We start from the raw sequence: 23,558 nt of genomic DNA, 5'->3' as shown, positions 1-23,558 counted from the left end.
GGCGGGCGTACGGCCGAATGGCTTTCGGCCGAATCGGTTGATTACACTCTAGATGGTCCCGGCGGGGGTCCCTGAGACCCGGCCCGGGCCGCACTCCCACCCGAGCCCAGGAAGGCCACACGTGCACGCGATCGGCATCGACATCGGTGGGACCAAGATCGCGGGAGCCGTGGTCGACGAGCTCGGCACGATCGTGCGCGAAGACCGCGTGCCCACCGACGCGAGCCGGCCGGTGGAGATCGAGAACGCGGTCGTCGCCATGATCGAGCGCTTGTCCGATGGCCCCGAGGAGATCGCGGGCGCGGGAGTCGCCGCCGCCGGATTCATCGACGCGGCGCAGTCCACCGTCTACTACGCGCCCAACATCAGTTGGAGGCACGAGCCGTTCCGCGAGAAGCTCGAGAAGCGGATCGACCTCCCCGTCCTCATCGAGAACGACGCCAACGCAGCAGGGTGGGCCGAGTTCCGGTACGGCGCCGGGCGCCTGGTCTCCGACATGGTCGTCCTCACCATCGGCACCGGGGTCGGCGGCGCCATCGTCAGCAACGACCGGCTGTTCCGCGGCGGATTCGGCGCGGGAGCCGAGATCGGCCACATGCGCGTGGTGCCCGGCGGGCTGCCCTGCGGCTGCGGAGCGCACGGCTGCATCGAGCAGTACGGATCCGGACGCGCGCTGCAGCGCATGGCGAACGAGCTCGCCGACGCCGGCGGCATTGGGCAGGCCCTGGCGGATGTTCGCGCACGCACCGGCGTGCTCGGCGGGCACGACATCAGCGCCCTGATCACCGCGGGCGATCCCGGCGCACTCGCCGCCCTGCGCCAGCTCGGGGACTGGCTGGGCCAGGCCTGCGCCAGCCTCGGCGCCATCCTCGACCCGCAGCTGTTCGTGTTCGGCGGCGGCGTCGCCCAGGCCGGAGAGCTCCTGCTCGAGCCGATCCGCCAGGCGTACCTGGAGAACCTGCCTGCGCGCGGGTTCCACCCCGAGCCGGAGTTCGCGATCGCCGAACTCGTGAACGACGCCGGGGTCGTCGGTGCGGCCGACCTGGCGCGCCTCCACGCCTCCTCGCTCTAGGGGTCTGCGGGGGATAGGCTTCAACGCGATGTTCTACTGGCTGATGAAGTACGTGGTCGTGGGCCCGCTGCTGCGCGCCATCTTCCGGCCGTGGGTCGTCGGCCTCGAGAACATCCCCGCCGAGGGCGCCGCCATCCTGGCGAGCAACCACCTCTCGTTCATCGACTCGGTCTTCCTGCCGATCGAAGTGGACCGCCGCGTCTCCTTCCTGGCGAAGAGCGACTACTTCACGCGCCGGGGACTCCGCGGCTGGGCGACGAAGGCCTTCATGAATGCGACCGGCCAGCTGCCCATCGACCGCTCCGGCGGCAAGGCGTCCGAGGCCTCCCTCAACACCGGGCTCGCCGTGTTGGCGCGGGGCAAGATCCTGGGCATCTACCCGGAGGGCACGCGCAGCCCTGACGGCAAGCTGTACCGCGGCCGGACGGGTGTGGCGCGGATGATCCTGGAAGCCGGGGTCCCGGTCGTCCCCGTCGCGATGGTGGACACAGCCAAGGTCATGCCGATCGGCCGACGGCTGCCGAAGATCGGCCGCATCGGGATCATCGTCGGCAAGCCGCTCGACTTCTCCCGGTTCGACGGGATGGAGGGCGACCGTTTCATCCTGCGGTCCGTCACCGACGAGATCATGTACGAACTGCAGCGGCTGGGTGAGCAGGAGTACGTCGACGTGTACGCCACCACGGTCAAGGAGAAACGGGCGACGCTGTCACAGTAGGACGGCCTCACGGCCATTCGCGATAGGCTCGGATATCCCCAAGCCATCTCGAGTGAGCGGAAGACCAGTGCTACAGACCACAGAGCCCGTCGTGCGACCAGACGAGTCCGTGATCGAGGGCCTGGAGTATTGGCGCACCCTCCCCATCAAGCAGCAGCCGCAGTGGGCGGACCAGGAGGCGGCGGCCGCCGCGTCCGCCGAGATCGCCGGACTGCCTCCGCTGGTGTTCGCCGGTGAGGTCGATCAGCTGCGCACGCGCCTGGCGCGCGCCGCGTCCGGAGAGGCCTTCCTGCTTCAGGGCGGCGACTGCGCCGAGACGTTCGCCGGTGCGACGGCCGACGCGATCCGCAACCGGGTCAAGACCGTGCTGCAGATGGCGGTCGTGCTGACGTACGGCGCTTCGGTGCCGGTCATCAAGATGGGTCGCATGGCCGGCCAGTTCGCCAAGCCGCGCTCCAGCGATACCGAGACGCGCAACGGCGTCACCCTCCCGGCGTACCGCGGCGACATCGTCAACGGCTACGACTTCACGCCCGAGTCGCGGAAGGCCGACCCCCGGCGTCTGGTGCAGGGGTACCACACCGCCGCATCCACTCTGAACCTCATCCGCGCCTTCACCCAGGGTGGCTTCGCCGACCTGCGCCAGGTGCACAGCTGGAACAGGGGCTTCGCGGCCAACCCGGCGAACCAGCGTTACGAGGGTCTCGCGCGCGAGATCGACCGCGCCATCCGGTTCATGGAGGCGGCCGGAGCCGACTTCGACGAGTTGACGCGCGTGGAGTTCTACTCCAGCCACGAAGCGCTCCTGATGGACTACGAGCGCCCGATGACGCGCATCGACTCCCGCACGGGCACACCGTACAACACCTCGGCGCACTTCGTCTGGATCGGCGAGCGGACGCGCGAACTCGACGGCGCGCACGTCGACTTCCTGTCCCGAGTGCGCAACCCGATCGGCGTGAAGCTGGGCCCGTCGACCTCGCGCGACGACATGCTGCGCCTCATCGACAAGCTCGACCCCGAGCGCGAGCCCGGCCGTCTGACGTTCATCACCCGGATGGGCGCGGGCAAGATCCGGGATGCGCTGCCTCCCCTGCTCGAGGCCATCAAGCGGTCCGACGCGAAGCCGCTGTGGGTCACGGACCCGATGCACGGCAACGGTCTCACCACGCCGAACGGCTACAAGACCCGGCGCTTCGACGACATCGTCGACGAGGTGAAGGGGTTCTTCGAGGCGCACCGTGCGGCCGGCACGAACCCGGGCGGCATCCACGTCGAGCTCACGGGCGACGACGTGACCGAATGCCTGGGCGGTTCGGAGCACATCGACGAGGCGACGCTGGCGACGCGATACGAATCGCTCTGCGACCCGCGCCTCAACCACCAGCAGTCGCTGGAGCTGGCCTTCCTGGTCGCCGAGGAGCTCTCCGCCGCGCGCGTCGACTGACCGCGTGAGTGGAGGAGTCCCGGTCGCCCGGCGGCCGGGACTCCTCCATTCCGGTGTTTGCGGCCCGTTGCGCCGGAAACTCCTCCGTCTTCGACGCGCACGAAACGGAGGAGAAGGGCGTCGCCGCGGCCTGCTTTCGCGTGAACGGGAGGAGTTCACGCCCTAGGCGGCGCAGAACTCCTCCGGTTCGCGAAGGGCTTCGCGGTGCTTCGCCGGCTTAGAAGCCGGCGAAGTTGACCGTGATCGTCGAGCCCTTGGGCTGCTGGGTGCCGGAGCCGGGGGTGACCTTCGAGACGACGAACGCCGGGGGCGCCACGTCCGCGATAGCGCTGTACTTGAGCTTGAAGCCGGCGTCGGTCAGCGCCTTCTTCGCGACGTCCCACGTCTTCCCCACCACCTCCGGTACCGTCACCGGCTCCGGGCCCTTCGACGTCTCGAGGAGGAGGGTGTCGCCCGGGCGCACCGGCTGGTGCTGCGGTTGCGCGGAGATGACGTCGCCGTCGGCGACCGTGTCGCTGAAGCTTTCGGGGCCGGCCGAGGTCAGTAGTCCGACCTTGCTGAGGGCGGCAGAGGCGTCCTCGACCGACTTGCCGGCCACATCCGGGATGGCGCCCGCCGAGACGACGAGGTTGACCGCGGCTGCTTCGAAGTAGGAGCCGCCGCCCGAGATGTCCGCCCCGTTGTCAGCGCGGGTCGCGGAGAGGACTGTATTCGCGGGCACCTTGGCGTCGAACTGCTGCGCCACGTCGCCGACCTTCGCGCCCGCGTCGGTGATCGCCTTCTTGGCGGCGTCGACGTTCTGACCGGCGAGGGGAGGGATGTCGACGGGCTTCGGTCCCTGCGACACGCGCAGGGTCACCGTGCTGCCCTGCCCCGCGGGCACTCCGGCGCCGGGGTCGGTGCTGGACACCAAACCCTTCGCGACGGTGGTGCTGTATTCGGGCGCCTGGGCCGCCTTGAAGCCGAGCTTCTGCAGTTGCGCGGTTGCGGCATCCGGGGCCGTGTTCACGACGTTCGGCACGGTGACCAGTGAGCCGGGCCCGGCGCCGAAGTACCAGCCGGTGCCTCCCGCCAGGCCGGCGAGCAGGATGACGAGCGCGAACAGCCACCAGCCCTTCGACCGGCGCTTGGCCGCCGCCTGGGTGAGGGTCGCCGTAGCAGCGGGTGTGCTGGATGCCATCTGCTGGCGGATGGCCGGGTTGATGATCTGGGTGTCGCCGGCATCCACGTCGAGCGCCGGGGGCAGCACCATGGTCGGTTGCAGCACGGCCTCGCCTCGGAGCGACTTCTCCGCCTCCAGAAGCCGGTCGAGCATCTCGCGCGCGTCGCGCGGGCGCCGCTCGGGGTCTTTCTCGGTCGCCCACAGCACGAGCTCGTCGAGTTCGGCGGGCACGGCCGGGTTCTTCGCGCTCGGTGCGGGCACCGCGTCGTTGGCGTGCTGGTAGGCGATCTGCATCGGCTGTTCACCCTGGAAGGGCTGCTCGCCGGTGAGCATCTCGTACATCATGATCCCGAGCGCGTAGATGTCGCTGCGGGCGTCGGCGACCCCGCGCGTGACGAGCTCGGGGGAGAGGTAGGCGATGGTGCCGAGCAGGGCCTGCCCGGTGGCGGTGTTCGCGGACGCCGCGCGGGCGAGGCCGAAGTCGCCGATCTTGATGCGGCCATCGTCGGCCAGCAGCACGTTCTCGGGCTTCAGGTCGCGGTGAACGATGCCCGCCTTGTGCGCGGCGGCCAGCCCGGAGAGTACCGCCTCCATGATGTCGATGGTCTGCTCGGGCGTGAGTTTGCCGTAGTCCTTCAGCAGGTCGCGCAGGGTGATGCCCGGCAGGTACTCCATCACCAGGTAGGCCATGTCGGAGTCTTGACCCTGGTCGAAGACGTTGACCACGTTGGGATGCGCGAGGCGCGCGGCCGAGCGGGCCTCCTGCACGAAACGGCTCTTGAACGTCGAATCGTCGGCCAGGTGGCCGTGCATGATCTTGATGGCGACGCGTCGCTCGAGACGCAGGTCGGTCGCCAGGTAGACCGTGGCCATGCCGCCGCGGGCGATCCGCGAGCGCACCTGATAGCGGCCGTCGATGAGACGGCCGATCATCGGGTCAGTCTGGCTCGTGGTCACGGATCGAGTCTAGGGAACGACGGGTGCGGGAACCCTGCAAAACACCGGTGGACGCCAGGGCCGTGACCCGGCTGTGACCTTCGGGTTCACCCGAGCTGGGCGAGCCAGGCCCGCGCCGACGTCTCCCACTTGGCGTAGGCGTCGGGGAAGGCGGAGATCTGCACCGCCTGGGCGGCCTGGGTGACGCTCAGCGAGCTCCAGCCGGGGATGTCGAGCAGGCCGCGCGTGTGTCCCTTGTTCGGGTTGGCGGCTCCGCCGTAGAAAGCGAGAGTGGCGCGGGTGGGGTCGAGCACCTGCTCCGGGGTGCCCCAGCCGGTGCTGGGCCGCTGCTGGAACAGCCCGAGCGAGTCGCGGTCACCGTAGCGGACATTGCGGAGGCCGGACTCTTGGGCCGCGGCCGCGAGCGCGACGACGATGCCCTGATCCGGGACGCCGTGCTGGCGGCCGATCCGGATGATGAGCTGGGCGTTGGCGCGCATGTCGTCGCTGAGGGCGACGACCCGGCCGGGAGAGGCAGTGGGCAACGGAGCGGGAGCGACGACCGGTGCAGCAGCGACCGGAGCCGGCGCCGCGGGCGTGTTCAGGGCGGCCGTCGTCATGCCCGGGATGCGCACCTTCTGCCCGGGGAAGATCAGGCTCGAGGAGCTGAGGCCGTTCGCCGCGAGGACGGCGCGCGTGGTCACCCCGAACCGGCCGGCGATGCCGCTGATCGTGTCGCCGCGGGCGACCGTGTACGTCGTCGTCGGCCCGGCAGGAGCAGGAGCGGGCGCCGGAGCGGCGGGAGCGGCCGGGGCGGGCGCAGCCGCCCTGGGTGCGGCTGCCGGGCCGGCCAGCGCGAGCACCTGGCCCGGAAAGATGAGGCTTTTCCAGCTCAGCCCGTTCATGGCGAGGACGGCGGCGGTGGAGAGGCCGAATCGCGCGGCGATCCCCGAGATCGTGTCTCCGGACTGGACGCGGTAGGTGGCGGGTGCCGCCGCAACGCTGGTCTGCGCGGGGGAGACATCGGCACCCTGCCGGATCGTGCTGGTGACGGTGGCGCGGTCGAGCGCGGTCACTTCGCCGGTGTCGCCCGCATGGTCGGTGGCGTGGTCCTCGCTCGGCGCCGCCTGGGCAGGCGAAACCAGGTTGAGGGTCATCGCCAGCGAACTCGCGATGGCGATAGGGACGGTGCCGAACGCGCCCCGGATTCTGCCGGTGTCTGCCAGAGCCATACGACCCCCCTGTTTGAGTGACACGACGAGTCCCCACGCTGGCACAGATGGATATGGGAGTCAACAGAAGTGACGCGTGTGAAATGAGTTTACCTGATCGTAACAATTGAGCGAATGTGCGTCCTGCCGTCTGGCGTGGCACGCTGGAGGTGTGACCGAGAACGTCCAGACCACCGAATGGTTGACCGTCCCCGACCTCGTCGAGCAGTTGGGCCTGAGCGTGAGCCGGGTCCGCCGTCTCATCGAGGACCGCCACCTCGCGGCTAAGCGCATCGATGGGGTCCTGAAGGTCCCCGCGGCGTTCGTGCGAGACGGCGAGCCGCTGAGTGAACTGCGCGGAACGCTGATCGTCCTCGCGGATGACGGCTTCACCGAGGACGAGGCGGTGGATTGGCTGCTCGCCGAAGAGGAGAGCCTGCGGACGTCGCCGATCGAGGCGCTCCGCGCCGGCCGCAAGGCGGAGGTCCGCCGCGTGGCCCAGGCCCTGGCCTGACTCTTCCGCGGCGAGTGCCGCCGTCGGGCCCGAACGGGGTCAGGCGCTCCTGCGCGTGACGGTGATCGCGAGGTCGCGGAGCTGCGCCTTGGCCGCTGTTCCGAGCGGCGCGGCCTCGAGGGCGGCGATCGCGCGCTGAACGTTGTCCGCGATCATCTTCTCCACCGTCTCGACCGCGCCGGATTCCCGGATGGTCAGCTGCATCGTGCGGATCTGCTCGGGCGTGAGCTCCGGGTCGCCCAGCAGCTCGTCGAGCGCTGCGCGGGCTCCCGACGGGATGGCTTGGCGCGTGAGCGCGATGAGGACGGTCCGCTTGCCCTCGCGCAGGTCGTCGCCGCTCGGCTTCCCGGTGACCTCCGCGTCGCCGAACACACCGAGCAGGTCGTCCCGCAGCTGGTAGGCGATCCCCAGGGGGAGGCCGAAGTCGCGCAGCGACTGGAGCTGGCCCACGGTCGCCCCGGCGAGGCTTGCCCCGATGAGCAAGGGCGACTCGATCGAGTACTTGGCCGACTTGTAGACGATGACGCGTTCGGCGCGCGCGAGCTGGTCCGCGTCCGGACGGCCGGCCCAGCCGATCTCCTCGAAGATGTCGAGATACTGGCCGGCGGTCACGTCCAGTCGCATCCGGTTGAACTCGGCCCGGGCGGCGCGCCGGGCGGCGGCGCTGACCAGCTGGCTGAGGCCCTCGTCGAACAGCTCGTCGCTCAAGATGAGGAGCAGATCGCCGAGCAGCGTGGCGGCTCCCGTGCCGAACGACGCTCCCGAACCACCCCATCCCTCTTCCTCGTGCAGACTCTCGAACCGCTTGTGCGCTGCAGGGGCGCCGCGGCGGGTGTCGGAGTTGTCGATGAGGTCGTCGTGGACGAGCGCGGCCGCGTGGAAGAGCTCCAGAGCGCTGGCCACCGAGATCACGGCGTCGAGCGGTCCGCCCGCAGTGACGGCGCCGGCATCGGGGTCGTCGTCGAAGGACTCGTCCGACGTGCGCACGGCTTGCCAGCCCCAGAAGCAGAACAATGCTCGGAAGCGCTTGCCGCCGCTGAGAAAATCCCTTGAGAACCCTGCGACGGGAGCGAGCTCGTCAGCGATGGAGACGAGAATGGACGCACGTGCATCGAAGAATCCATCGATTCTTGACTGGATGAGGTCGACGAATCGGATGCTTTCTGACACACGCCTAGCCTAGCCAGACCGGCGAGGCTAGAATCAGGCTCACCAAGCCTCGAACCCGCCAGAAAGAGGGGGAATCGGATGCCGCTTTCGGAACATGAGCAGCGCCTCCTCGAAGAGATGGAACGCAGTCTCTATCAGAACGATGCAGACTTCGTCGCAAAGGTCGGCGGGAAGCGGGCACGGCCGGCATACCGGTCGATCGTCCTCGGCATCTTGCTCGCCGTCGTCGGCGTCGGCGTGCTCGTGGTCGGCGTCTATTTCCAGCAGCCGCTTGTGGGCATCCTGGGCTTCGTGGTGATGTTCGTCGGTGTTCTCGTCGCGATCGCACCGGGCAAGCGCGTCGCCGTCGAGCCGGGCGCTCCGGATCAGAAGGGCGCGAAGGTCCGTGGCGGCAAGTCCGGCTTCATGGACCGCATGAACGACCGCTGGGAGAAGCGTAACGACGGCGGCGAGAGCTAGCCTCCACTCCGCTCCACCAGCACTCAGACGTAGGGCCGATCTTCGGATCGGCCCTTTTTTCTTGCCTTCCTGGCTTCCCCGGTACTCCATTTTCCTCCACCCGTGAGATCGGCGTGATCTCGGGGGTGAACGTACCCATTTCGGGGCAATAGCGGTCGATTGCGCGACATTGTGGATGAGAGTGGAGTAAAGTGGAGGCACACCGCAACCTGGGCCGGAGAGTGGGGGTGGCAGCCGATGTTCCTCGGTACGCATGCCCCGAAGCTCGACGAGAAGGGGCGCATCATCCTTCCGGCCAAGTTCCGGGACGAGCTCGCGTCCGGGCTCGTCCTGACCCGCGGCCAAGAGCACTGCGTCTACGTCTTCTCGCAGCGCGAGTTCGAAGCGCTGCACGAGAAGATCCGCCAGGCGCCGGTGACGAGCAAGCAAGCCCGTGACTATCTGCGCGTCTTCCTCTCGGGGGCGAGCGCCGAGGTCCCGGACAAGCAGAATCGCGTGACCGTCCCCGCCGCGCTCCGGTCCTACGCGGGACTGGATCGCGACCTGGTCGTGATCGGCGCGGGCAGCCGCGCGGAGATCTGGGACGCCAGCGCCTGGGAGACCTACCTGACCGAGCAGGAAGCCGCATTCGCGAACACGGAGGAGGAGGTGATCCCGGGACTCTTCTGAGCCGCTGAGTCCCTGACGCCGGACTCCCAGCCATACGCCCTGACACCACTTCCCCGGTGTCAGGTCGGAATGGATGGGGATCCGGAACCAGGGGCGGCGGCCGGTCCCGAACAGTTATGGCCGACGACAACTCCCGCATCCACACTCCGGTCCTTCTCGAGCGCTGCATCGAATTGCTGGGCCCCGCCCTGCTTCGGCCGGGCGCTGTCTTCGTCGACGCCACGCTCGGGATGGGCGGTCATTCCGCCGGCATCCTGGAGCGGTTCCCGGAGGCCACACTGGTCGGCCTCGACCGCGACCCGGAGGCGCTGGCGATCGCGGGGGAGCGCCTGGAGCGCTTCGGCGACCGCGTGCACCTCGTGCACACGGTCTACGACGGTATCCGCGAGGCAGTGGAGGGCCTCGGGTTCGAGACGGTCGACGGCGTGCTGTTCGACCTGGGCGTCTCGTCTCTGCAGCTCGACCGCGTCGAGCGCGGGTTCTCGTACTCGAAGGACGCCCCCCTCGACATGCGGATGGACTCCACCAGTGAGCTGACCGCCGAGACGGTGCTCGCCGAGTACTCCGAGGCCGACCTCCGCCGCATCTTCCGCGAATACGGCGAGGAGAAGCTCGCCGGCCGCTACGCGTCGCGGATCGTGGAGGCGCGCGAGCAGGAGCCGCTGACGCGCTCCGGTCAGCTCGTCGACCTCATCACCAAGGCGACCCCGGTCGCGGTGCAGCGCCAGGGGCACCCGGCGAAGCGGGTCTTCCAGGCCCTCCGCATCGAGGTGAACCAGGAGCTCGCTGTACTGCAGCGCGCCATCCCCGCGGCGATCGACGCGCTCAACGTGGGCGGCCGGATCGTCGTCGAGGCGTACCAGTCGCTCGAGGACCGCATCGTGAAGCGCGAACTCCAGGCGCGATCCACGTCGAGCGCCCCGGCCGGGCTGCCGGTGGAGCTGCCGGAGCACCGGCCCGAACTGAAGCTTCTGATCCGCGGCGCCGAGCTCGCGGACGACGACGAGAAGGCCGCGAACCCGCGGGCCACTCCGGTGCGCCTGCGGGCGGCCGAGCGGGTGCGTCCCGCGAACACCGGCAACAAGACCGCCACCACCACCGATCAGACGAGGAGGCGCCCATGAGCACCAACCTGGCAGCAGCCGTTGCGGCGCCGAACCGCAGGCGCCCCGCCGCGTTCTGGAGCGGCGGTGCACTCCCGGCGCCGGTCGAGGAGCCGAAGCGGACGCACCTCGAAGTCGTGCCGACCCGGTCGCAGCGCCGGGCGCGCCCGCGGGCGCTGTACGCGGCGATCTCCGTCGGCGCGCTCCTCGCGATCGTGGTGGCCCAGCTCCTCCTGAGCATCGGGATCTCGCAGGGCGCCTACCAACTGAACTCCCTGCAGGCGCAGCAGACGCAACTCCAGCGGTCCTACCAGGCCGTCTCGGAAGACCTCAACCGGGTGTCATCGCCGCAGAACCTGGCGGCGAACGCCAACGCGCTCGGGATGGTCAGCAACAGCAGTCCCGCCTACCTGCGTCTATCGGACGGCGCTGTGCTCGGCGCTCCGCTGCCCGCCAACGGGGCGGCCGGAACGGTGACGGGAACCCAGGGCAACCTGGTGCCGAACGCCTTGCTCGCGGGTGTCCCGCTGGTCACGCAGACGCAGCAGCAGGCGGCCGCTGCGGCTGCCGCCGCGGCTGCCGCGAAGACGGCGCAATCTGGGAATTCCGCAAGCGCGGGTGCGGCTTCCGCGCCCACGACCGCGCCGACCGTACCGTTGCAGGGAGCGTTGCCGACCCCGGTGACGCACTGACGACGGAACGGGCGCGGGCATGGTAGCCAAGAAGATGCTGCGGCGGAGGACCGCCGTGACGGTTCTCGCAGTCGCCGCGACCGTCGCGATCCTGGGCGCCAAACTCGTCGACATCCAGGTGGTCCGCGCAGACGACCTGCAACGCGAGTCGGTGAAGGCCAAAGAGGTGTCCAGCCCGCTGCTGGGCAACCGCGGCGACATCGTGGACGCCGACGGCACGGTCATGGCGACCACGATCTACACCTACACGGCCGCTGCCTCCCCGTCGGACGCCGTCGCCGGCGGCCGAGACAAGATGGTCGAGGCTGCAGCGAAGATCGGCGCCGTCACCGGCCAGGGCGGCGACGCCGTCGTGGCGCTGCTCGACGGCGCACTCAAGGACAATCCGAAGTCGAAGTACGTCCTCATCAAGTCGGGGATGGATGTTGCCGCCTTCGACAAGCTCGACAAGCTCCCATATCCCTGGCTCACCTTCACAAAGAAGCAGGCGCGCAGCTACCCGAACGGTGCGGTCGCCGGCAGCCTGCTCGGCTTCCTCTCCGAGGGCGGCAAGGCGGGCCTGGAGGAGAGCGAGAACGGCTGTCTGGCCGGGGTGGACGGCGAGGAGACTTACCAGCGCGGAGCCGACGGCGTCGCCATTCCGGGCAGCACCGTCGTCCAGAAGCAGGCGAAGGACGGCGGCACGCTCAAGCTGACGCTCGACGGCGACCTGCAGTGGTTCTCCGAGCAGACCCTGGCCCAGCAGGTCAGTGCGACCGGGTCGAAGTTCGGCTTCGTCACGGTGGCGGAGGCCAAGACGGGCAAGATCAAGGCGATCGCCCAATGGCCGCCGCTCGACCCCAACAACATCGGTGCGTCCGACCCGTCCGATTGGGGTCTGAAGCCGTTCACGACCCCGTACGAGCCCGGCTCGACGTTCAAGGCGCTCACCGCGGCGATGCTCGTCGACCAGGGGAAGGCGTCCCCGACGTCGCAGGTCGTCGCGCCCTACTCCTGGCAATCGGGCAACGGCGCCGACCTGCACGACTCCGGATATCACGCGCCTCTGCGGCTGACCCTCACCGGTGTGCTCATGATGTCGTCCAACACCGGTATGTCGCAGCTCGGACGCGCCCTCACCGACCAGACCCGCTACGACTACCTCCAGAAGTTCGGGATCGGCGAGCCGTCCGGCCTGCCCTACCCCGGGCAATCCGACGGCCTCCTGAACCCCGTGAAGGACTGGGACGACCAGACCAAGTACGCCACCATGTTCGGCCAGGGCGTCTCGGCGACCCAGTTGCAGATGGTGGATGCGTACCAGGCTCTGGCGAACGGCGGCACGCGCATCCCGCTGTCGATCGTGGAGGGCTGCGAGCACCCGGACGGCTCCGTCACGGACATCCCGAGCGGCAAGCCGACTCAGGTCGTCTCGGCGACGGCCGCCGGTACGACGCTCGGGATGATGGAGTCGATCGTGACCAGCGGCGAGCTCAAGAAGCAGCTTCAGATCCCCGGCTACCGCATCGCCGCGAAGACCGGAACCGCCCAGCAGCCGGACGGGAAGGGCGGCTATCTGCCCTCGTACTACGTCTCCGTGATGGGCGTCGCTCCGGTGGACGACCCGCAGTACGTCGTTTCGGTCAACCTCGGGTTCCCGACTACCATTACTTCGTCGGCTGCCGCCGCTCCACTGTTCCACACGATCATGAGTCAGGTGCTGAAGACCTACCGGGTGAAGCCCTCGACGTCGAGCCCGGCCGACTATCCCCCCTACTACTGAAACCCGTCTACGGAAAGTGAGCCTCGTGACAGGACCGGCGCCCTCCTCTCTGCGCCCTGAGCATCCCGTCGCCCGCCCGCTCGCCCAGCTGGTCGCGGAGTTCGGGCTGGATTGCCGCGGCGACCTCGACGGCGTCGAGGTGACCGGCGCTGCGCTGGCGAGCTCCGCCGTCGAGCCCGGCGATCTGTACGTCGGCGTTCCCGGTCGAAACTCCCACGGTGCGAGCTATTCCGCTGCCGCCGCCGAGGCGGGAGCGGTCGCCGTGCTCACCGACGAGGAGGGCGCGACGCTCGCGGCCGACTCCGGGCTGCCGGTCATCGTCACTCCGGACCCCCGCGCCGCGCTCGGCGCCGTCTCCGCCTGGATCTACCGCACCGACGAGAATTCGGCCACCCTGTTCGGCGTCACGGGCACCAACGGCAAGACCAGCGTCGTGTACCTGCTCAACGCCATCCTCGGCCAGCTGGGCGTCGTCTCGGGGCTGAGCTCGACTGCCGAGCGCCGCATCGGCGACACGGTGATCACGAGCAAGCTCACGACGCCGGAGGCGAGCGAGCTGCACGCCCTGCTGGCGCGCATGCGCGAGGAGGGTGTCCGCGCCGCCGCAATCGAGGTGTCCGCGCAGGCTCTCAGCCGTCACCGCGTCGACGGGATCGTCTTCGACGTCGTCGGGTTCACCAACCTGAGCCACGACCACCTGGACGACTACGCGGCGATGGACGACTACTTCGCAGCGAAGCTGGAGCTGTTCCAGCCCGACCGCGCCCGCCGCGGTGTCGTCACCGTCGACTCCGACTGGGGGAGGCAGCTCGTCGAGCAGTCGCGCATCCCGGTCGCCACGCTCACCAGCTCTCCCGGCACCGATGCCGAGTGGATGCTGACCGTGCTCGAGGAGTCGCTGGAGCAGACCTCGTTCGCGCTGGAAGGCCCCGACGGTCGTCGGCTCGAGACGAGCATCCCGCTCCTCGGCGCCTACAACGCCGCGAACGCGGCCCTCGCGATCGTCATGCTGGTGGAGTCGGGCTACGACCTGGACGCGATCGGTGCGGCCTTGGAGCGCGACGGCGGCATCGACGCCTACATCCCCGGACGCGCTGAGCGCCTCTCCGGTGACCGCGGCCCGGTCGTCTTCATCGACTACGGTCACAGCCCGGATGCCTTCCTCTCGATGCTGAGCGCGCTACGCAAGGTGACCGACGGGCGCATCGTGATGGTGTTCGGCGCCGACGGCGATCGGGACACCACCAAGCGCACCGATATGGGTGCGATCGCGGCCCGCGGCTCGGATGCCGTGGTCATCACCGACTTCCACCCGCGCTGGGAGGACCCGGCCACCATCCGGGCCGCGCTTCTGGAGGGCGCACGCGCCGCCGTACCGGAGCTGGAGCTGTACGAGGTCCCGGACCCGCGCGCAGCCTTCCGCACCGCGCTGTCCCTGGCGGGCGAGGGTGACGTCGTCCTCTACGCCGGCCCCGGACACGAGGACTACCAGGAGGTCGCCGGCCAGCGCCTGCCGTACTCCGCCCGGGAAGACGTGCGCCTCGCGTTGCGAGAGGCCGGGTGGCTCTGATGATCGCCCTCACCCTTGCCGAGGTCGCGGCCGCCACGCGCGGAACGCTGCTCCTCGACGGAACCGGCGCCACGCCCGAGACCGCCGTGTCCGGGCTGTCCACCACCGACTCGCGGGAGGTCGTCCCCGGCACCATCTTCTTCGCGAAGCCCGGCGAGGCCACCGACGGTCACCTGTTCGCCCCGCAGGCCGTGGAGGCGGGGGCCGCGCTCGTCGTGGTCGACCATCCCCTCGACCTCGCGGTGCCGCAGCTGCTGGTCGAGGACACCGTGGTCGCGCTCGGCGATCTGGCAACCGAGGTCATCGCTCGTGTGCGCGCCCTCGGGCGGCTGAAGATCGTCGGAATCACGGGCTCCAACGGCAAGACGACCACCAAGAATCTGCTGCGTGCCGTGCTCGAGCAGGTCGGCCCGACCATCGCGCCCCGCGCCTCCTTCAACAACGAGGTCGGTGCGCCGGTGACCATGCTGCAGGTGACCGAGGAGACGCAGTTCCTCGTCGCCGAGATGGGCGCCAGCGGCATCGGCGAGATCGCCCGCCTGGTGCGGATGGCGCGACCGGATGTCGGCGTGGTGCTCAAGGTCGGACTTGCCCACGCGGGCGAGTTCGGCGGCATCGAGAAGACGCTGCAGGCGAAGACCGAGATGGTCACCGACCTGCTGGAGTCGGATGTCGCGGTGCTCAACCTGGACGACCCGCGCGTGGTGACGATGGCGGACAAGACCGCCGCCCGCGTGCTGTGGTTCGGCCTCGACGAGCGCGCCGACGTCCGTGCCACCGACGTGGTCTCCGACCGCCGCGGCACCTCGTTCACGCTCCACCTGCCGCCGCGCGACGGAAGCGACGGGCAGGGGTCGCAGACGCAGTCGCGCCCGGTCCGGTTCCAGGTGCTCGGCGAGCATCACGTCATGAACGCGCTGGCCGCCGCGGCGTCCGCGCATGTCCTCGACGTGGACATCGACACCATCGTGTCCGCCCTGCAGACCGTGAAAACGGCCGAGCGCTGGCGGATGGAGGTCCTCGGCAACGACGAGGTCACCGTCATCAACGACGCGTACAACGCGAGCCCGGACTCCATGGCGGCGGCCCTCAAGACGCTCGCGCAGATCAGGGAACCCGGGAGCCGCACGATCGCCGTTCTCGGCGAGATGAGCGAGCTCGGGGAGTTCTCGGGCGAGGAGCACGACCGCATCGGGCTGCTCGCCGTTCGTCTCGGCATCGACGAGCTCGTGATCGTGGGACCCGAGGCCCGCCGCATGCACATCACGGCGATCAACGAGGGCTCCTGGGACGGCGAATCCCTCTACTTCGAGACGCAGGACGCCGCGTTCGAGCACCTGCAGGGTGCCCTGCGCCCCGGCGACACCGTGCTCGTGAAGTCGTCGAACTCGGCCGGGCTGCGCTTCCTGGGCGACCGACTGGGAGAATCCTTCTCGTGAAAGCACTGCTGACCTCCGGTGCGCTGTCGATGGCGTTCACGCTGTTCCTGACCCCGCTGTTCATCCGGCTGTTCCGGCGACTGCAGTGGGGGCAGTTCATCCGCGACGACGGACCGCAGAGCCACCACGCCAAGCGCGGCACGGCCACCATGGGCGGCATCGTCGTCATCCTGGGCACGCTGTTCGGCTACTTCACCGCGCTGCTGCTGACCGGAGACGGGACGAGCGTCTCCGCGCTGCTCGTGCTGTTCCTGATGGTCGGGCTCGGCGTCGTCGGCTTCATCGACGACTTCCTGAAGACGCGGCGGGAGCGGAGTCTCGGCCTGACCGGCTGGGCGAAGGTGGCGGGCCAGGTGATCGTGGCCTCCGTCTGGGCTTTCCTGGCGATCCGGTTCCCGAACGGCAACGGCTACACGCCGGCGACCATGAGCGTCTCGCTCATCCGCGACCTGCCCGCCATCGACTTCGGATCGATCACGAAGTTCGGCGTGATCGGTGTGCTGGTCGGATACGGCCTCTACCTGATCTGGATCAACTTCCTGGTCGCCGCGACCTCCAACGGCGTCAACGTGACCGACGGCCTGGACGGGCTCGCCTCCGGAGCGTCGATCCTCGCCATCGGCGCGTACATCATCATCGGGTTCTGGCAGAACATCCAGTCGTGCTCGAGCCTCAAGCTGAGCGCCGAGAACGTGGCCAAGTGCTACGACGTGCGCGACCCGTTCGACCTGGCCATCGTCGCGACGGCGATCGTCGGCGCCGTGGTCGGCTTCCTCTGGTGGAACACCTCTCCCGCCCAGATCTTCCTCGGCGACACCGGTTCGCTCGCGCTCGGCGGCGCTGTCGCGGCCCTCGCCATCCTGAGCCGGACCGAGCTGCTGCTCGTCCTGGTCGGCGGCATCTTCGTCATCGAGGCCGGGTCGGTGATCGTGCAGCGGGCGTACTTCAAACTCACGCACGGCAGACGCATCTTCCTGATGAGTCCCATCCACCATCACTTCGAACTGAAGGGATGGGCCGAGGTGACGGTCGTCGTGCGCTTCTGGATCATCGGCGGGCTGCTGGTCGCCGCGGGCGTCGGCTCCTTCTACCTGGAGTGGCTGGCCACGTGACCGCGCTGCAGGAGCGCCTCGCCGGGCTGACGAGCTGGCACGCCGACTGGAGCGGGCTGCGGGTGGCCGTGTACGGCCTCGGCGTCACGGGCTTCTCGGTCGCCGACACGCTGGCCGAGCTGGGCGCGGAGGTGGTCGTCGTCGCCGCGAAAGCGGACGAGGAGCGGCGGATGCTGCTGGAGGTGATCGGCGCCGACCTGATCGAGCAGGCCGACCTTTCCACTCCGCCCGAGCGTCTCGCAGCATTCGATCCCGAGCTCGTGATCGCCTCGCCCGGCTTCCACTGGGACCACCCTCTGCTGCTCTGGGCGCAGGAACGCGGCACCGCGGTCTGGGGCGACATCGAGTTGGCGTGGCGCCTGCGCGACAAGGTCGCACGGCCGGACGGCGCCGATGGCCCGGCCGACTGGATCTGCGTCACCGGCACCAACGGCAAGACCACCACGGTGCAGCTGACCGCGACGATGATCCTCGCCGGCGGCAACCGCGTCGCTCCGTGCGGCAACATCGGTGTGCCGGTGCTCGACGCCATCCGCGACCCCGAAGGCTTCGATGTGCTGGTCGTGGAACTCTCCAGCTACCAGCTGCACTGGGTCAACCGGAACGCAGGCGGCCAGCTCTCTCCGTTCTCCGCCGCGTGCCTGAACATCGCCGACGACCACCTCGACTGGCACGGCTCGCTGGAGGCGTACATCGCGGCCAAGGCGAAGGTGTACGACAACGCGCAGGTCGCCTGCGTCTACAACAAGGCGGACGACAACACCCTCCGCATGGTCGAGGAGGCCGAGGTCATCGAGGGCGCCCGCGCCATCGGCTTCGGTCTGGGCGTTCCCGGCCCGAGCGACTTCGGGATAGTGGACGGCATCCTGTGCGACCGCGCCTTCCTGGAGGACCGCGCGAACTCGGCGATCGAGCTGACCACGCTCGACGAGCTGCACGAAGCCGGGCTCGATGCGCCGCACGTCGTCGCCAACATCCTGGCCGCCAGCGCCCTCGCGCGCTCGTACGGCGTCGCCCCGCAGGTGATCCGGGATGTGCTCACCGCCTTCCGGCTGGATGCCCACCGCATCGAGCTGGTGCGCGCACAGGCGGGCGTGAACTGGGTGGATGACTCCAAGGCGACCAACCCCCACGCGGCAGACGCCTCGCTCCGCGCCTACCCCTCGGTCGTCTGGCTGGTGGGCGGGCTGCTCAAGGGGGTGGATGTGGATGCCCTCGTCGGCAAGCACATCGGCCGCCTCCGCGGTGCCGTGCTGATCGGGGTGGACCGGGAGGCGCTGCTCGCGGCATTCCGGCGACACGCGCCCGAGCTTCCCGTGCTGGAGGTCGTCGCCGACGAGACTGATCAGGTCATGCCGACGGCGGTGCGGCTGGCCGGCGGTCTCGCCCGCGAGGGCGACACCGTGCTGCTGGCTCCGGCGGCGGCGTCGATGGACCAGTTCGCCGACTACGCAGAACGCGGCCGCCGTTTCCAGACGGCCGTCCACGAGTACTTGGGAGGTGAGGCGGATGACGACGAATCCGCCCCGCATCCCGACCCGCAGCAGGACTGATCGTCCGCCCGCGGACGAGCCCGCGGAGTCTCGTGCCGCCCTGCAGAACCGCCTGAGCGCGCTGACCACGCGCATCCAGCTGGGCCGTTCGATGACCTCCGAGTCGGCCAACTACTTCCTGCTGCTCGGCGTCACGCTGTTCATGGTCGTCTTCGGGCTCGTGATGGTGCTGTCGTCGTCGGCGGTGGAGTCGCACAACGACAGCGACAACTTCTTCTCCCGCTTCTGGTCGCAGGGGGCTTACACCCTCGTCGGCCTGCCGCTGATGTTCGTGGTGTCGCGCATCCCGCGCGGGTTCTGGAAGAAGTCGATCTGGTTCTTGCTCGCCGCCGCCTGCTTCCTGCAGGTCCTGGTGCTGCTCACCCCGCTCGGAATGGAGATCGGCGGCAACCGCAACTGGCTGAAGATCGGCTCGCTCACGGTGCAGCCGTCGGAGGCGATCAAGCTCGCCCTGGTGGTCTGGCTGGGCGTCGTCCTCGCGCGGAAGCGCGACGTCCTCGACCAGTGGAAGCACGTGGCGATCCCCGTCGTGCCGATCGCAGGCGGCGCTGTCGCCCTGGTGCTGCTCGGCGGCGACCTGGGCACGACCATGATCATGGCGGCGCTGATTCTGGGCGCCCTCTTCTTCGCCGGGGTGCGAATGCGCTTCCTCGTCACCGGGGTGGTCGTGGTCGGCGTGATGGCGTTCTTCGTCGCGATCTCCAGCGCCAGCAGGCTCGGTCGTATCGCGGCCCTGTTCGGCGGGGCGAGCGCGGCCAACCCCGACGTCAACTGGCAGATCGACAACGGCTTCTACGCGCTCGCGTCCGGCGGGGTGTTCGGCGTCGGCCTCGGCAACTCGCACTCCAAGTGGTCGTGGCTGCCCGCCGCCGACACCGACTTCATCTTCGCCATCATCGGCGAGGAACTCGGGCTGATCGGCGCGATCGTCGTGCTCCTCCTGTTCGTCATGTTGGCGGTCGTCTTCCTGCGCATCATCCACTCGTCGACCGACCCCTTCGCCCGGGTCACCACGGCCGCGATCATGGTCTGGCTGATCGGGCAGGCGTTCGTCAACATCGCGGTGGTGCTGGGCGTCATCCCGGTGCTCGGCGTCCCGCTCCCACTGATCTCTGCGGGAGGGACTGCGATGATCAGTTCCATGATCGCCATCGGAATCGTGCTCTCGTTCGCGCGGCAGTCCCATCGAGAGTCGCTGGCCGCGCCGGAGATCGCCCGGGCGGGTGCACGCCGGTGACGCGGTACCTGCTGGCCGGTGGGGGGACCGCCGGCCACGTCAATCCGTTGCTCGCCGTCGCCGACCGTCTTCGTCGTGACGACGTGGACGCCGAGGTGCTCGTGCTCGGTACCGCGGAGGGGCTGGAGGCACGGCTCGTGCCCCAGCGCGGCTATGAGCTGGCGACCATCCCGAAGCTTCCGTTCCCGCGCCGCCCGAACGGGGCCGCGCTGCGGTTCCCGGGCGAGTACCGGCGCTCGATCCAGACGGTGCGCGACCTGGTCCGCACGCGCGGGATCGACGCCGTGGTGGGCTTCGGCGGCTATGCCGCGGCGCCCGCGTACTCGGCCGCCCGCAAGGAGGGCGTACCGCTCGTGCTGCACGAGGCGAACGCCCGCCCGGGGCTCGCGAACCGGCTGGGGGCGCGGTACACGCCGTGGGTCGGTGTCGCCTTCGAGGGGACGCCGCTGCCGCACGCCACCTTCGTCGGCATGCCGCTGCGTGTGGAGATCGAGGAGCTCGACCGGGCTGCCGCGCGGCCCGAAGCTGCTGCCGAGTTCGGCCTGGCCGCCGACCGGCCGACGCTGCTGGTCACGGGAGGCTCGCTCGGCGCGCGCCGGATCAACGAGACGATCGCGGCGCGCGCCGCGGAACTGACCGCGGCGGGCTGGCAGGTGCTGCACATCCAGGGCGGTCGAGGCGAGCTCTCCGACCCGGGCATCGACGGCTACCGTCTGCTCGACTACTGCGACCGGATGGACCTCGCTCTCGCCATCGCCGACTTCTCCGTCGCCCGAGCCGGCGCCGCCACCGTGAGCGAATTCGCCGCGCTGGGGCTGCCCGCGGTGTACGTGCCGTTCCCGATCGGCAACGGCGAGCAGCGCTACAACGCCGCGGGCGTGATCCGTGCCGGGGGAGGACTGCTCGTCGACGACGCAGCCTTCGATCCGTCGTGGGTGGATGCATCCCTCCTGCCGTTGCTGTCCGACCGCGCCGCTGTGGACGACATGGGCCGCCGGGCGGCGTCCGCGGGAGTCCGCGACGGCTCCGACCGCATGGTCGCGCTCGTGCGGAGCGCCCTCGGCTGATCCGGACGTTCGCCGCGTAGCCTCATACTTGATGGAGACCTTCTCGCGTAACCGAAAGCTGCACCCGTGACGATCAAGCCCGACCTGTCCCTCGCCCTCCCGGAGGAGCTCGGAAAGCTCCACTTCGTCGGCATCGGCGGCTCCGGGATGAGCGGCATCGCCCGCCTGTTCCTGGAGGCCGGCTACCCCGTGACCGGCTCCGACGTCCGGCACTCGGCGAACATCGACACGCTGCGCGGCCTCGGCGCGACCATCGCGATCGGGCACGACGCGGCCAATGTCGGAGACGCCGACACGTTGGTCGTCACCGGCGCCCTGTGGCAGGACAACCCGGAGTACCAGCTCGCCCTCTCGAAGGGGATGCCGGTGTTGCACCGCTCGCAGGCCCTCGCCTGGCTGATCAACCGCTCGCGCCTGGTCGCGGTGGCCGGAGCTCACGGCAAGACCACGTCCACCGGCATGATCATCACCGGTCTCCTGGGCCTCGGCGAAGACCCGAGCTTCGTCAACGGCGGCGTGATCGCCTCCCTCGGCAAGAGCTCGCAGACCGGCAGCGGCGACCTGTTCGTGGTGGAGGCCGACGAGTCCGACGGCTCGTTCCTGCTGTACGACACGGCCGTCGCCCTCATCACCAACGTCGACCCGGATCACCTCGACCACTACGGCTCGCTGGAGGCGTTCGAGGATGCGTTCGTCACGTTCGCCCGCGAGTCCGACGAGTTCGTCGTCGTGTCCTCCGACGACGCCGGGGCGGTGCACGTCACCAACAGGTTGCGCGAGCAGGCGCCGGAGAAGCGCATCATCACGTTCGGCGAGGCAGAGGATGCGGAGGTGCGCGTCCACTCGATCGTCACCGACGGTCCGGTCGCCTTCGCTGTCCGCTACCAGGGCGCAGATTACACCGCCCGGCTGCGCGTGCCCGGCCGCCACAACGCCATCAACGCGGGCGGTGCGTTCGCCGTGCTGACCGGCCTCGGCTTCGACCCGGCCGCGGCACTTGCTGCCATCGCCGAGTTCGGTGGTACCGAGCGCCGCTTCGAGTTGCACGGGACCGTCAACGGCGTGAGCGTGTACGACGACTACGCCCACCACCCGACCGAGGTCGCCGCCGCTCTGTCCGCCGCGCGCACCGTGGTGGGCGATGGGCGCATCATCGCCGTGCACCAGCCCCACCTGTACAGCCGCACGCGTCTGTTCGCGAAGGAGTTCGCCGAGACGCTGGAGCAGTACGCCGACGAGACAGTGGTGCTCGACGTGTACGGAGCCCGCGAAGACCCGGAGCCCGGCGTCACCGGCGCCCTCGTGGCCGACCGCTTCGAGCATCCCGAGCACGTCGCGTTCATCGCCGACTGGCAGAAGGCGGCCGATCACACGGCGCAGATCGCGCGCGAGGGCGACTACGTCATCACCCTCGGCTGCGGCGATGTCTATCGCATCGTGCCGCAGCTGCTCGACGCGCTGCGCCGGGAGCACCCGGAGGGCGCCGAGGCGTCCGCAGCGGCGGCGGAGTGACGAGGGCACTCGGTGAAGCGTCCCCAGGGTTTCGACCGGTCGGCCGCGCCGGCCGGTCCTCCGCCGGCTGCCGCGCCGACGGGGTCGTCGTCGCGCGCTGATCCCGGCGGAGCAGAGTCGGCGGCACGCGAGTCCGCGCGCGCCGTCGGAACGGTGACGGCGCCGATCCCCGTGCAGATGCCGGAGACGCCGGCCGGGACCCGGATACCGGGCGACGCAGCGCGGACCGGCACGTCGCCCTACTCGCGGCTGCCGAGCAACCGCGAGATCGACAAGGCGCTGCGCGCCGCCCGGCGGGAGCGGAAGCGCCTGGAACGCGGAGAGGTGCGGCGGTTCACCAAGCGGTCACGCCGCCGGCGCTACGCGTGGCTGGGCGCTCTGGCAGTCGTCGCGGCTCTGGTGCTGGCCGTCGTGCTCGTGGCATTCTCGCCCCTGCTCGCGCTGAAGCACATCCAGGTGACCGGCACATCCCGGCTGGATGCGGCCGCTGTCGAGAAGAAGCTCTCCGACCAGCTCGGGACCCCGCTGCCGCTGCTCGACCAGGCCGGCATCTCGAGCGATCTGGCGGCCTTCCCGCTGATCCGCAGCTACACGGTGGAGAGTCACCCGCCCGACTCGATCGTCGTCCGCGTGGTGGAGCGGCAGCCGGTGGGCGTCATCCAGCGCGGCAGCGCGTTCACCCTGGTGGATGCCGCCAAGGTCCCGATCGCGAGCAGCGAGAAGCGGCCGGACGGCTTCCCCCTGATCGCGGCCGGCGGCGGTGCGGCCGACGTGGACGCGGACTCCGGGTTCGCGGCAGCGGCCAACGTGCTGAGCGCGCTGCCCGCCGACGTGCTGGCGCAGGTCGACACCATCTCGGCGAAGACGAAGGACGACGTGAGCTTCACCCTCCGGGGAAGCCGCGCAACGGTGGTGTGGGGGAGTGCGGAGGACTCGTCGCTGAAGGCGGCGGACCTCGCGGCACTGCTGAAAAGCGCGGCGGGTTCATCCCGCTACGACGTGTCCTCGCCGCACAGTGTGACGACGGGTTAGGCCCCGAATCGGCGGGACTTTTCCGACACGCCTGTCCGGTTCCAGGAGCCGGGCGCATGCGCACCTAACGTCGAATCAAGAATTGCATACTCAGCAAGACTTTAAGCCTCAACTTGAGGTT

20 protein-coding genes are annotated in these 23,558 nt (G+C 69.6%); 17 read left to right on the top strand and 3 right to left on the bottom strand.

Features of this window, described 5'->3' with window-relative positions:
• The first annotated feature begins 121 nt into the window (after positions 1–121).
• The 3 genes from AB4Y74_RS10095 to AB4Y74_RS10085 all read left to right on the top strand — a co-directional run bounded on the left by AB4Y74_RS10095 (position 122) and on the right by AB4Y74_RS10085 (position 3,237).
• On the top strand, positions 122–1,072 hold the full coding sequence (locus tag AB4Y74_RS10095; RefSeq protein ID WP_441798950.1) for an ROK family glucokinase: 951 nt from the start codon (positions 122–124) through the stop codon (positions 1,070–1,072).
• A gap of 28 nt (positions 1,073–1,100) precedes the next feature.
• Positions 1,101–1,790, top strand: a complete 690-nt coding sequence (locus AB4Y74_RS10090) for a lysophospholipid acyltransferase family protein (protein ID WP_441798949.1) — start codon at positions 1,101–1,103, stop codon at positions 1,788–1,790.
• A 109-nt stretch (positions 1,791–1,899) separates the two neighbouring features.
• Complete coding sequence (locus AB4Y74_RS10085; protein WP_441800432.1) at positions 1,900–3,237, top strand: class II 3-deoxy-7-phosphoheptulonate synthase; 1,338 nt, start codon at positions 1,900–1,902, stop codon at positions 3,235–3,237.
• 217 nt (positions 3,238–3,454) lie between these two features.
• Here the strand turns inward: AB4Y74_RS10085 and pknB are convergent, their stop codons facing one another.
• Both pknB and AB4Y74_RS10075 read right to left on the bottom strand, forming a co-directional pair.
• Positions 3,455–5,356, bottom strand: coding sequence for a Stk1 family PASTA domain-containing Ser/Thr kinase (gene pknB, locus AB4Y74_RS10080; protein WP_441798948.1), 1,902 nt, complete (start codon positions 5,354–5,356; stop codon positions 3,455–3,457).
• 86 nt (positions 5,357–5,442) lie between these two features.
• Positions 5,443–6,567, bottom strand: coding sequence for a LysM peptidoglycan-binding domain-containing protein (locus tag AB4Y74_RS10075; RefSeq protein WP_441798947.1), 1,125 nt, complete (start codon positions 6,565–6,567; stop codon positions 5,443–5,445).
• A 151-nt stretch (positions 6,568–6,718) separates the two neighbouring features.
• On the opposite strand from AB4Y74_RS10075, the gene AB4Y74_RS10070 reads away from it, so the two are divergent.
• Positions 6,719–7,060: an Rv2175c family DNA-binding protein gene (locus AB4Y74_RS10070; protein WP_441798946.1), complete on the top strand. Its 342-nt coding sequence runs from the start codon at positions 6,719–6,721 to the stop codon at positions 7,058–7,060.
• A gap of 39 nt (positions 7,061–7,099) precedes the next feature.
• Here the strand turns inward: AB4Y74_RS10070 and AB4Y74_RS10065 are convergent, their stop codons facing one another.
• A complete protein-coding gene (locus tag AB4Y74_RS10065) occupies positions 7,100–8,230 on the bottom strand; it encodes a polyprenyl synthetase family protein (protein ID WP_441798945.1) in 1,131 nt (376 codons plus the stop codon).
• Between the two features lie 78 nt (positions 8,231–8,308).
• Between AB4Y74_RS10065 and AB4Y74_RS10060 the strand changes: the two genes are divergently transcribed.
• The 13 genes from AB4Y74_RS10060 (at position 8,309) to AB4Y74_RS10000 (ending at position 23,437) form a co-directional block, all read left to right on the top strand.
• A complete protein-coding gene (locus AB4Y74_RS10060) occupies positions 8,309–8,689 on the top strand; it encodes a DUF3040 domain-containing protein (protein ID WP_441798944.1) in 381 nt (126 codons plus the stop codon).
• Between the two features lie 237 nt (positions 8,690–8,926).
• Positions 8,927–9,358 (top strand): division/cell wall cluster transcriptional repressor MraZ, encoded by a 432-nt coding sequence (gene mraZ, locus AB4Y74_RS10055; RefSeq protein ID WP_441798943.1) that lies wholly within the window; start codon positions 8,927–8,929, stop codon positions 9,356–9,358.
• Positions 9,359–9,474: 116 nt separating this feature from the next.
• Positions 9,475–10,482, top strand: a complete 1,008-nt coding sequence (gene rsmH, locus AB4Y74_RS10050) for a 16S rRNA (cytosine(1402)-N(4))-methyltransferase RsmH (protein ID WP_441798942.1) — start codon at positions 9,475–9,477, stop codon at positions 10,480–10,482.
• Complete coding sequence (locus AB4Y74_RS10045; RefSeq protein ID WP_441798941.1) at positions 10,479–11,153, top strand: hypothetical protein; 675 nt, start codon at positions 10,479–10,481, stop codon at positions 11,151–11,153. The genes rsmH and AB4Y74_RS10045 overlap by 4 nt, the downstream gene beginning before the upstream one ends.
• 55 nt (positions 11,154–11,208) lie before the next feature.
• The gene (locus AB4Y74_RS10040) at positions 11,209–12,915 is read left to right on the top strand and encodes a peptidoglycan D,D-transpeptidase FtsI family protein (RefSeq protein ID WP_441798940.1); all 1,707 of its coding nucleotides are present in this window, start codon (positions 11,209–11,211) and stop codon (positions 12,913–12,915) included.
• Positions 12,916–12,940: 25 nt separating this feature from the next.
• On the top strand, positions 12,941–14,485 hold the full coding sequence (locus tag AB4Y74_RS10035) for a Mur ligase family protein (RefSeq protein WP_441798939.1): 1,545 nt from the start codon (positions 12,941–12,943) through the stop codon (positions 14,483–14,485).
• Positions 14,485–15,924: a UDP-N-acetylmuramoyl-tripeptide--D-alanyl-D-alanine ligase gene (locus AB4Y74_RS10030; RefSeq protein WP_441800431.1), complete on the top strand. Its 1,440-nt coding sequence runs from the start codon at positions 14,485–14,487 to the stop codon at positions 15,922–15,924. The genes AB4Y74_RS10035 and AB4Y74_RS10030 overlap by 1 nt, the downstream gene beginning before the upstream one ends.
• A complete protein-coding gene (gene mraY, locus AB4Y74_RS10025; protein WP_441798938.1) occupies positions 15,921–17,036 on the top strand; it encodes a phospho-N-acetylmuramoyl-pentapeptide-transferase in 1,116 nt (371 codons plus the stop codon). Before AB4Y74_RS10030 ends, mraY begins: the two co-directional genes overlap by 4 nt.
• A complete protein-coding gene (gene murD / locus AB4Y74_RS10020) occupies positions 17,033–18,589 on the top strand; it encodes a UDP-N-acetylmuramoyl-L-alanine--D-glutamate ligase (RefSeq protein ID WP_441798937.1) in 1,557 nt (518 codons plus the stop codon). Before mraY ends, murD begins: the two co-directional genes overlap by 4 nt.
• The gene (ftsW, locus tag AB4Y74_RS10015) at positions 18,546–19,826 is read left to right on the top strand and encodes a putative lipid II flippase FtsW (protein WP_441798936.1); all 1,281 of its coding nucleotides are present in this window, start codon (positions 18,546–18,548) and stop codon (positions 19,824–19,826) included. Before murD ends, ftsW begins: the two co-directional genes overlap by 44 nt.
• Entirely contained in the window at positions 19,823–20,893 is a 1,071-nt protein-coding gene (locus AB4Y74_RS10010; RefSeq protein ID WP_441798935.1) for a UDP-N-acetylglucosamine--N-acetylmuramyl-(pentapeptide) pyrophosphoryl-undecaprenol N-acetylglucosamine transferase, read from the top strand. The genes ftsW and AB4Y74_RS10010 overlap by 4 nt, the downstream gene beginning before the upstream one ends.
• Before the next feature lie 66 nt (positions 20,894–20,959).
• Positions 20,960–22,405, top strand: coding sequence for a UDP-N-acetylmuramate--L-alanine ligase (gene murC / locus AB4Y74_RS10005; RefSeq protein ID WP_441798934.1), 1,446 nt, complete (start codon positions 20,960–20,962; stop codon positions 22,403–22,405).
• Between the two features lie 12 nt (positions 22,406–22,417).
• Entirely contained in the window at positions 22,418–23,437 is a 1,020-nt protein-coding gene (locus tag AB4Y74_RS10000) for an FtsQ-type POTRA domain-containing protein (protein WP_441798933.1), read from the top strand.
• Positions 23,438–23,558 lie beyond the last annotated feature (121 nt).

Source organism: Leifsonia sp. RAF41, from assembly GCF_052114085.1.
Taxonomy (GTDB): Bacteria; Actinomycetota; Actinomycetes; order Actinomycetales; family Microbacteriaceae; genus Leifsonia.
The sequence above is the reverse complement of the archived record's forward strand: the minus strand, read 5'-3'. Positions and strand labels throughout refer to the sequence as shown.

Coding starts and splice junctions, on each gene's coding strand:
- AB4Y74_RS10090 (WP_441798949.1), top strand. CDS start 1,101: ATGTTCTACTGGCTGATGAAGTACGTGGTCGTGGGCCCGCTGCTGCGC.
- AB4Y74_RS10075 (WP_441798947.1), bottom strand. CDS start 6,567: ATGGCTCTGGCAGACACCGGCAGAATCCGGGGCGCGTTCGGCACCGTC.
- AB4Y74_RS10060 (WP_441798944.1), top strand. CDS start 8,309: ATGCCGCTTTCGGAACATGAGCAGCGCCTCCTCGAAGAGATGGAACGC.
- mraZ (WP_441798943.1), top strand. CDS start 8,927: ATGTTCCTCGGTACGCATGCCCCGAAGCTCGACGAGAAGGGGCGCATC.
- rsmH (WP_441798942.1), top strand. CDS start 9,475: ATGGCCGACGACAACTCCCGCATCCACACTCCGGTCCTTCTCGAGCGC.
- AB4Y74_RS10045 (WP_441798941.1), top strand. CDS start 10,479: ATGAGCACCAACCTGGCAGCAGCCGTTGCGGCGCCGAACCGCAGGCGC.
- AB4Y74_RS10030 (WP_441800431.1), top strand. CDS start 14,485: ATGATCGCCCTCACCCTTGCCGAGGTCGCGGCCGCCACGCGCGGAACG.
- ftsW (WP_441798936.1), top strand. CDS start 18,546: ATGACGACGAATCCGCCCCGCATCCCGACCCGCAGCAGGACTGATCGT.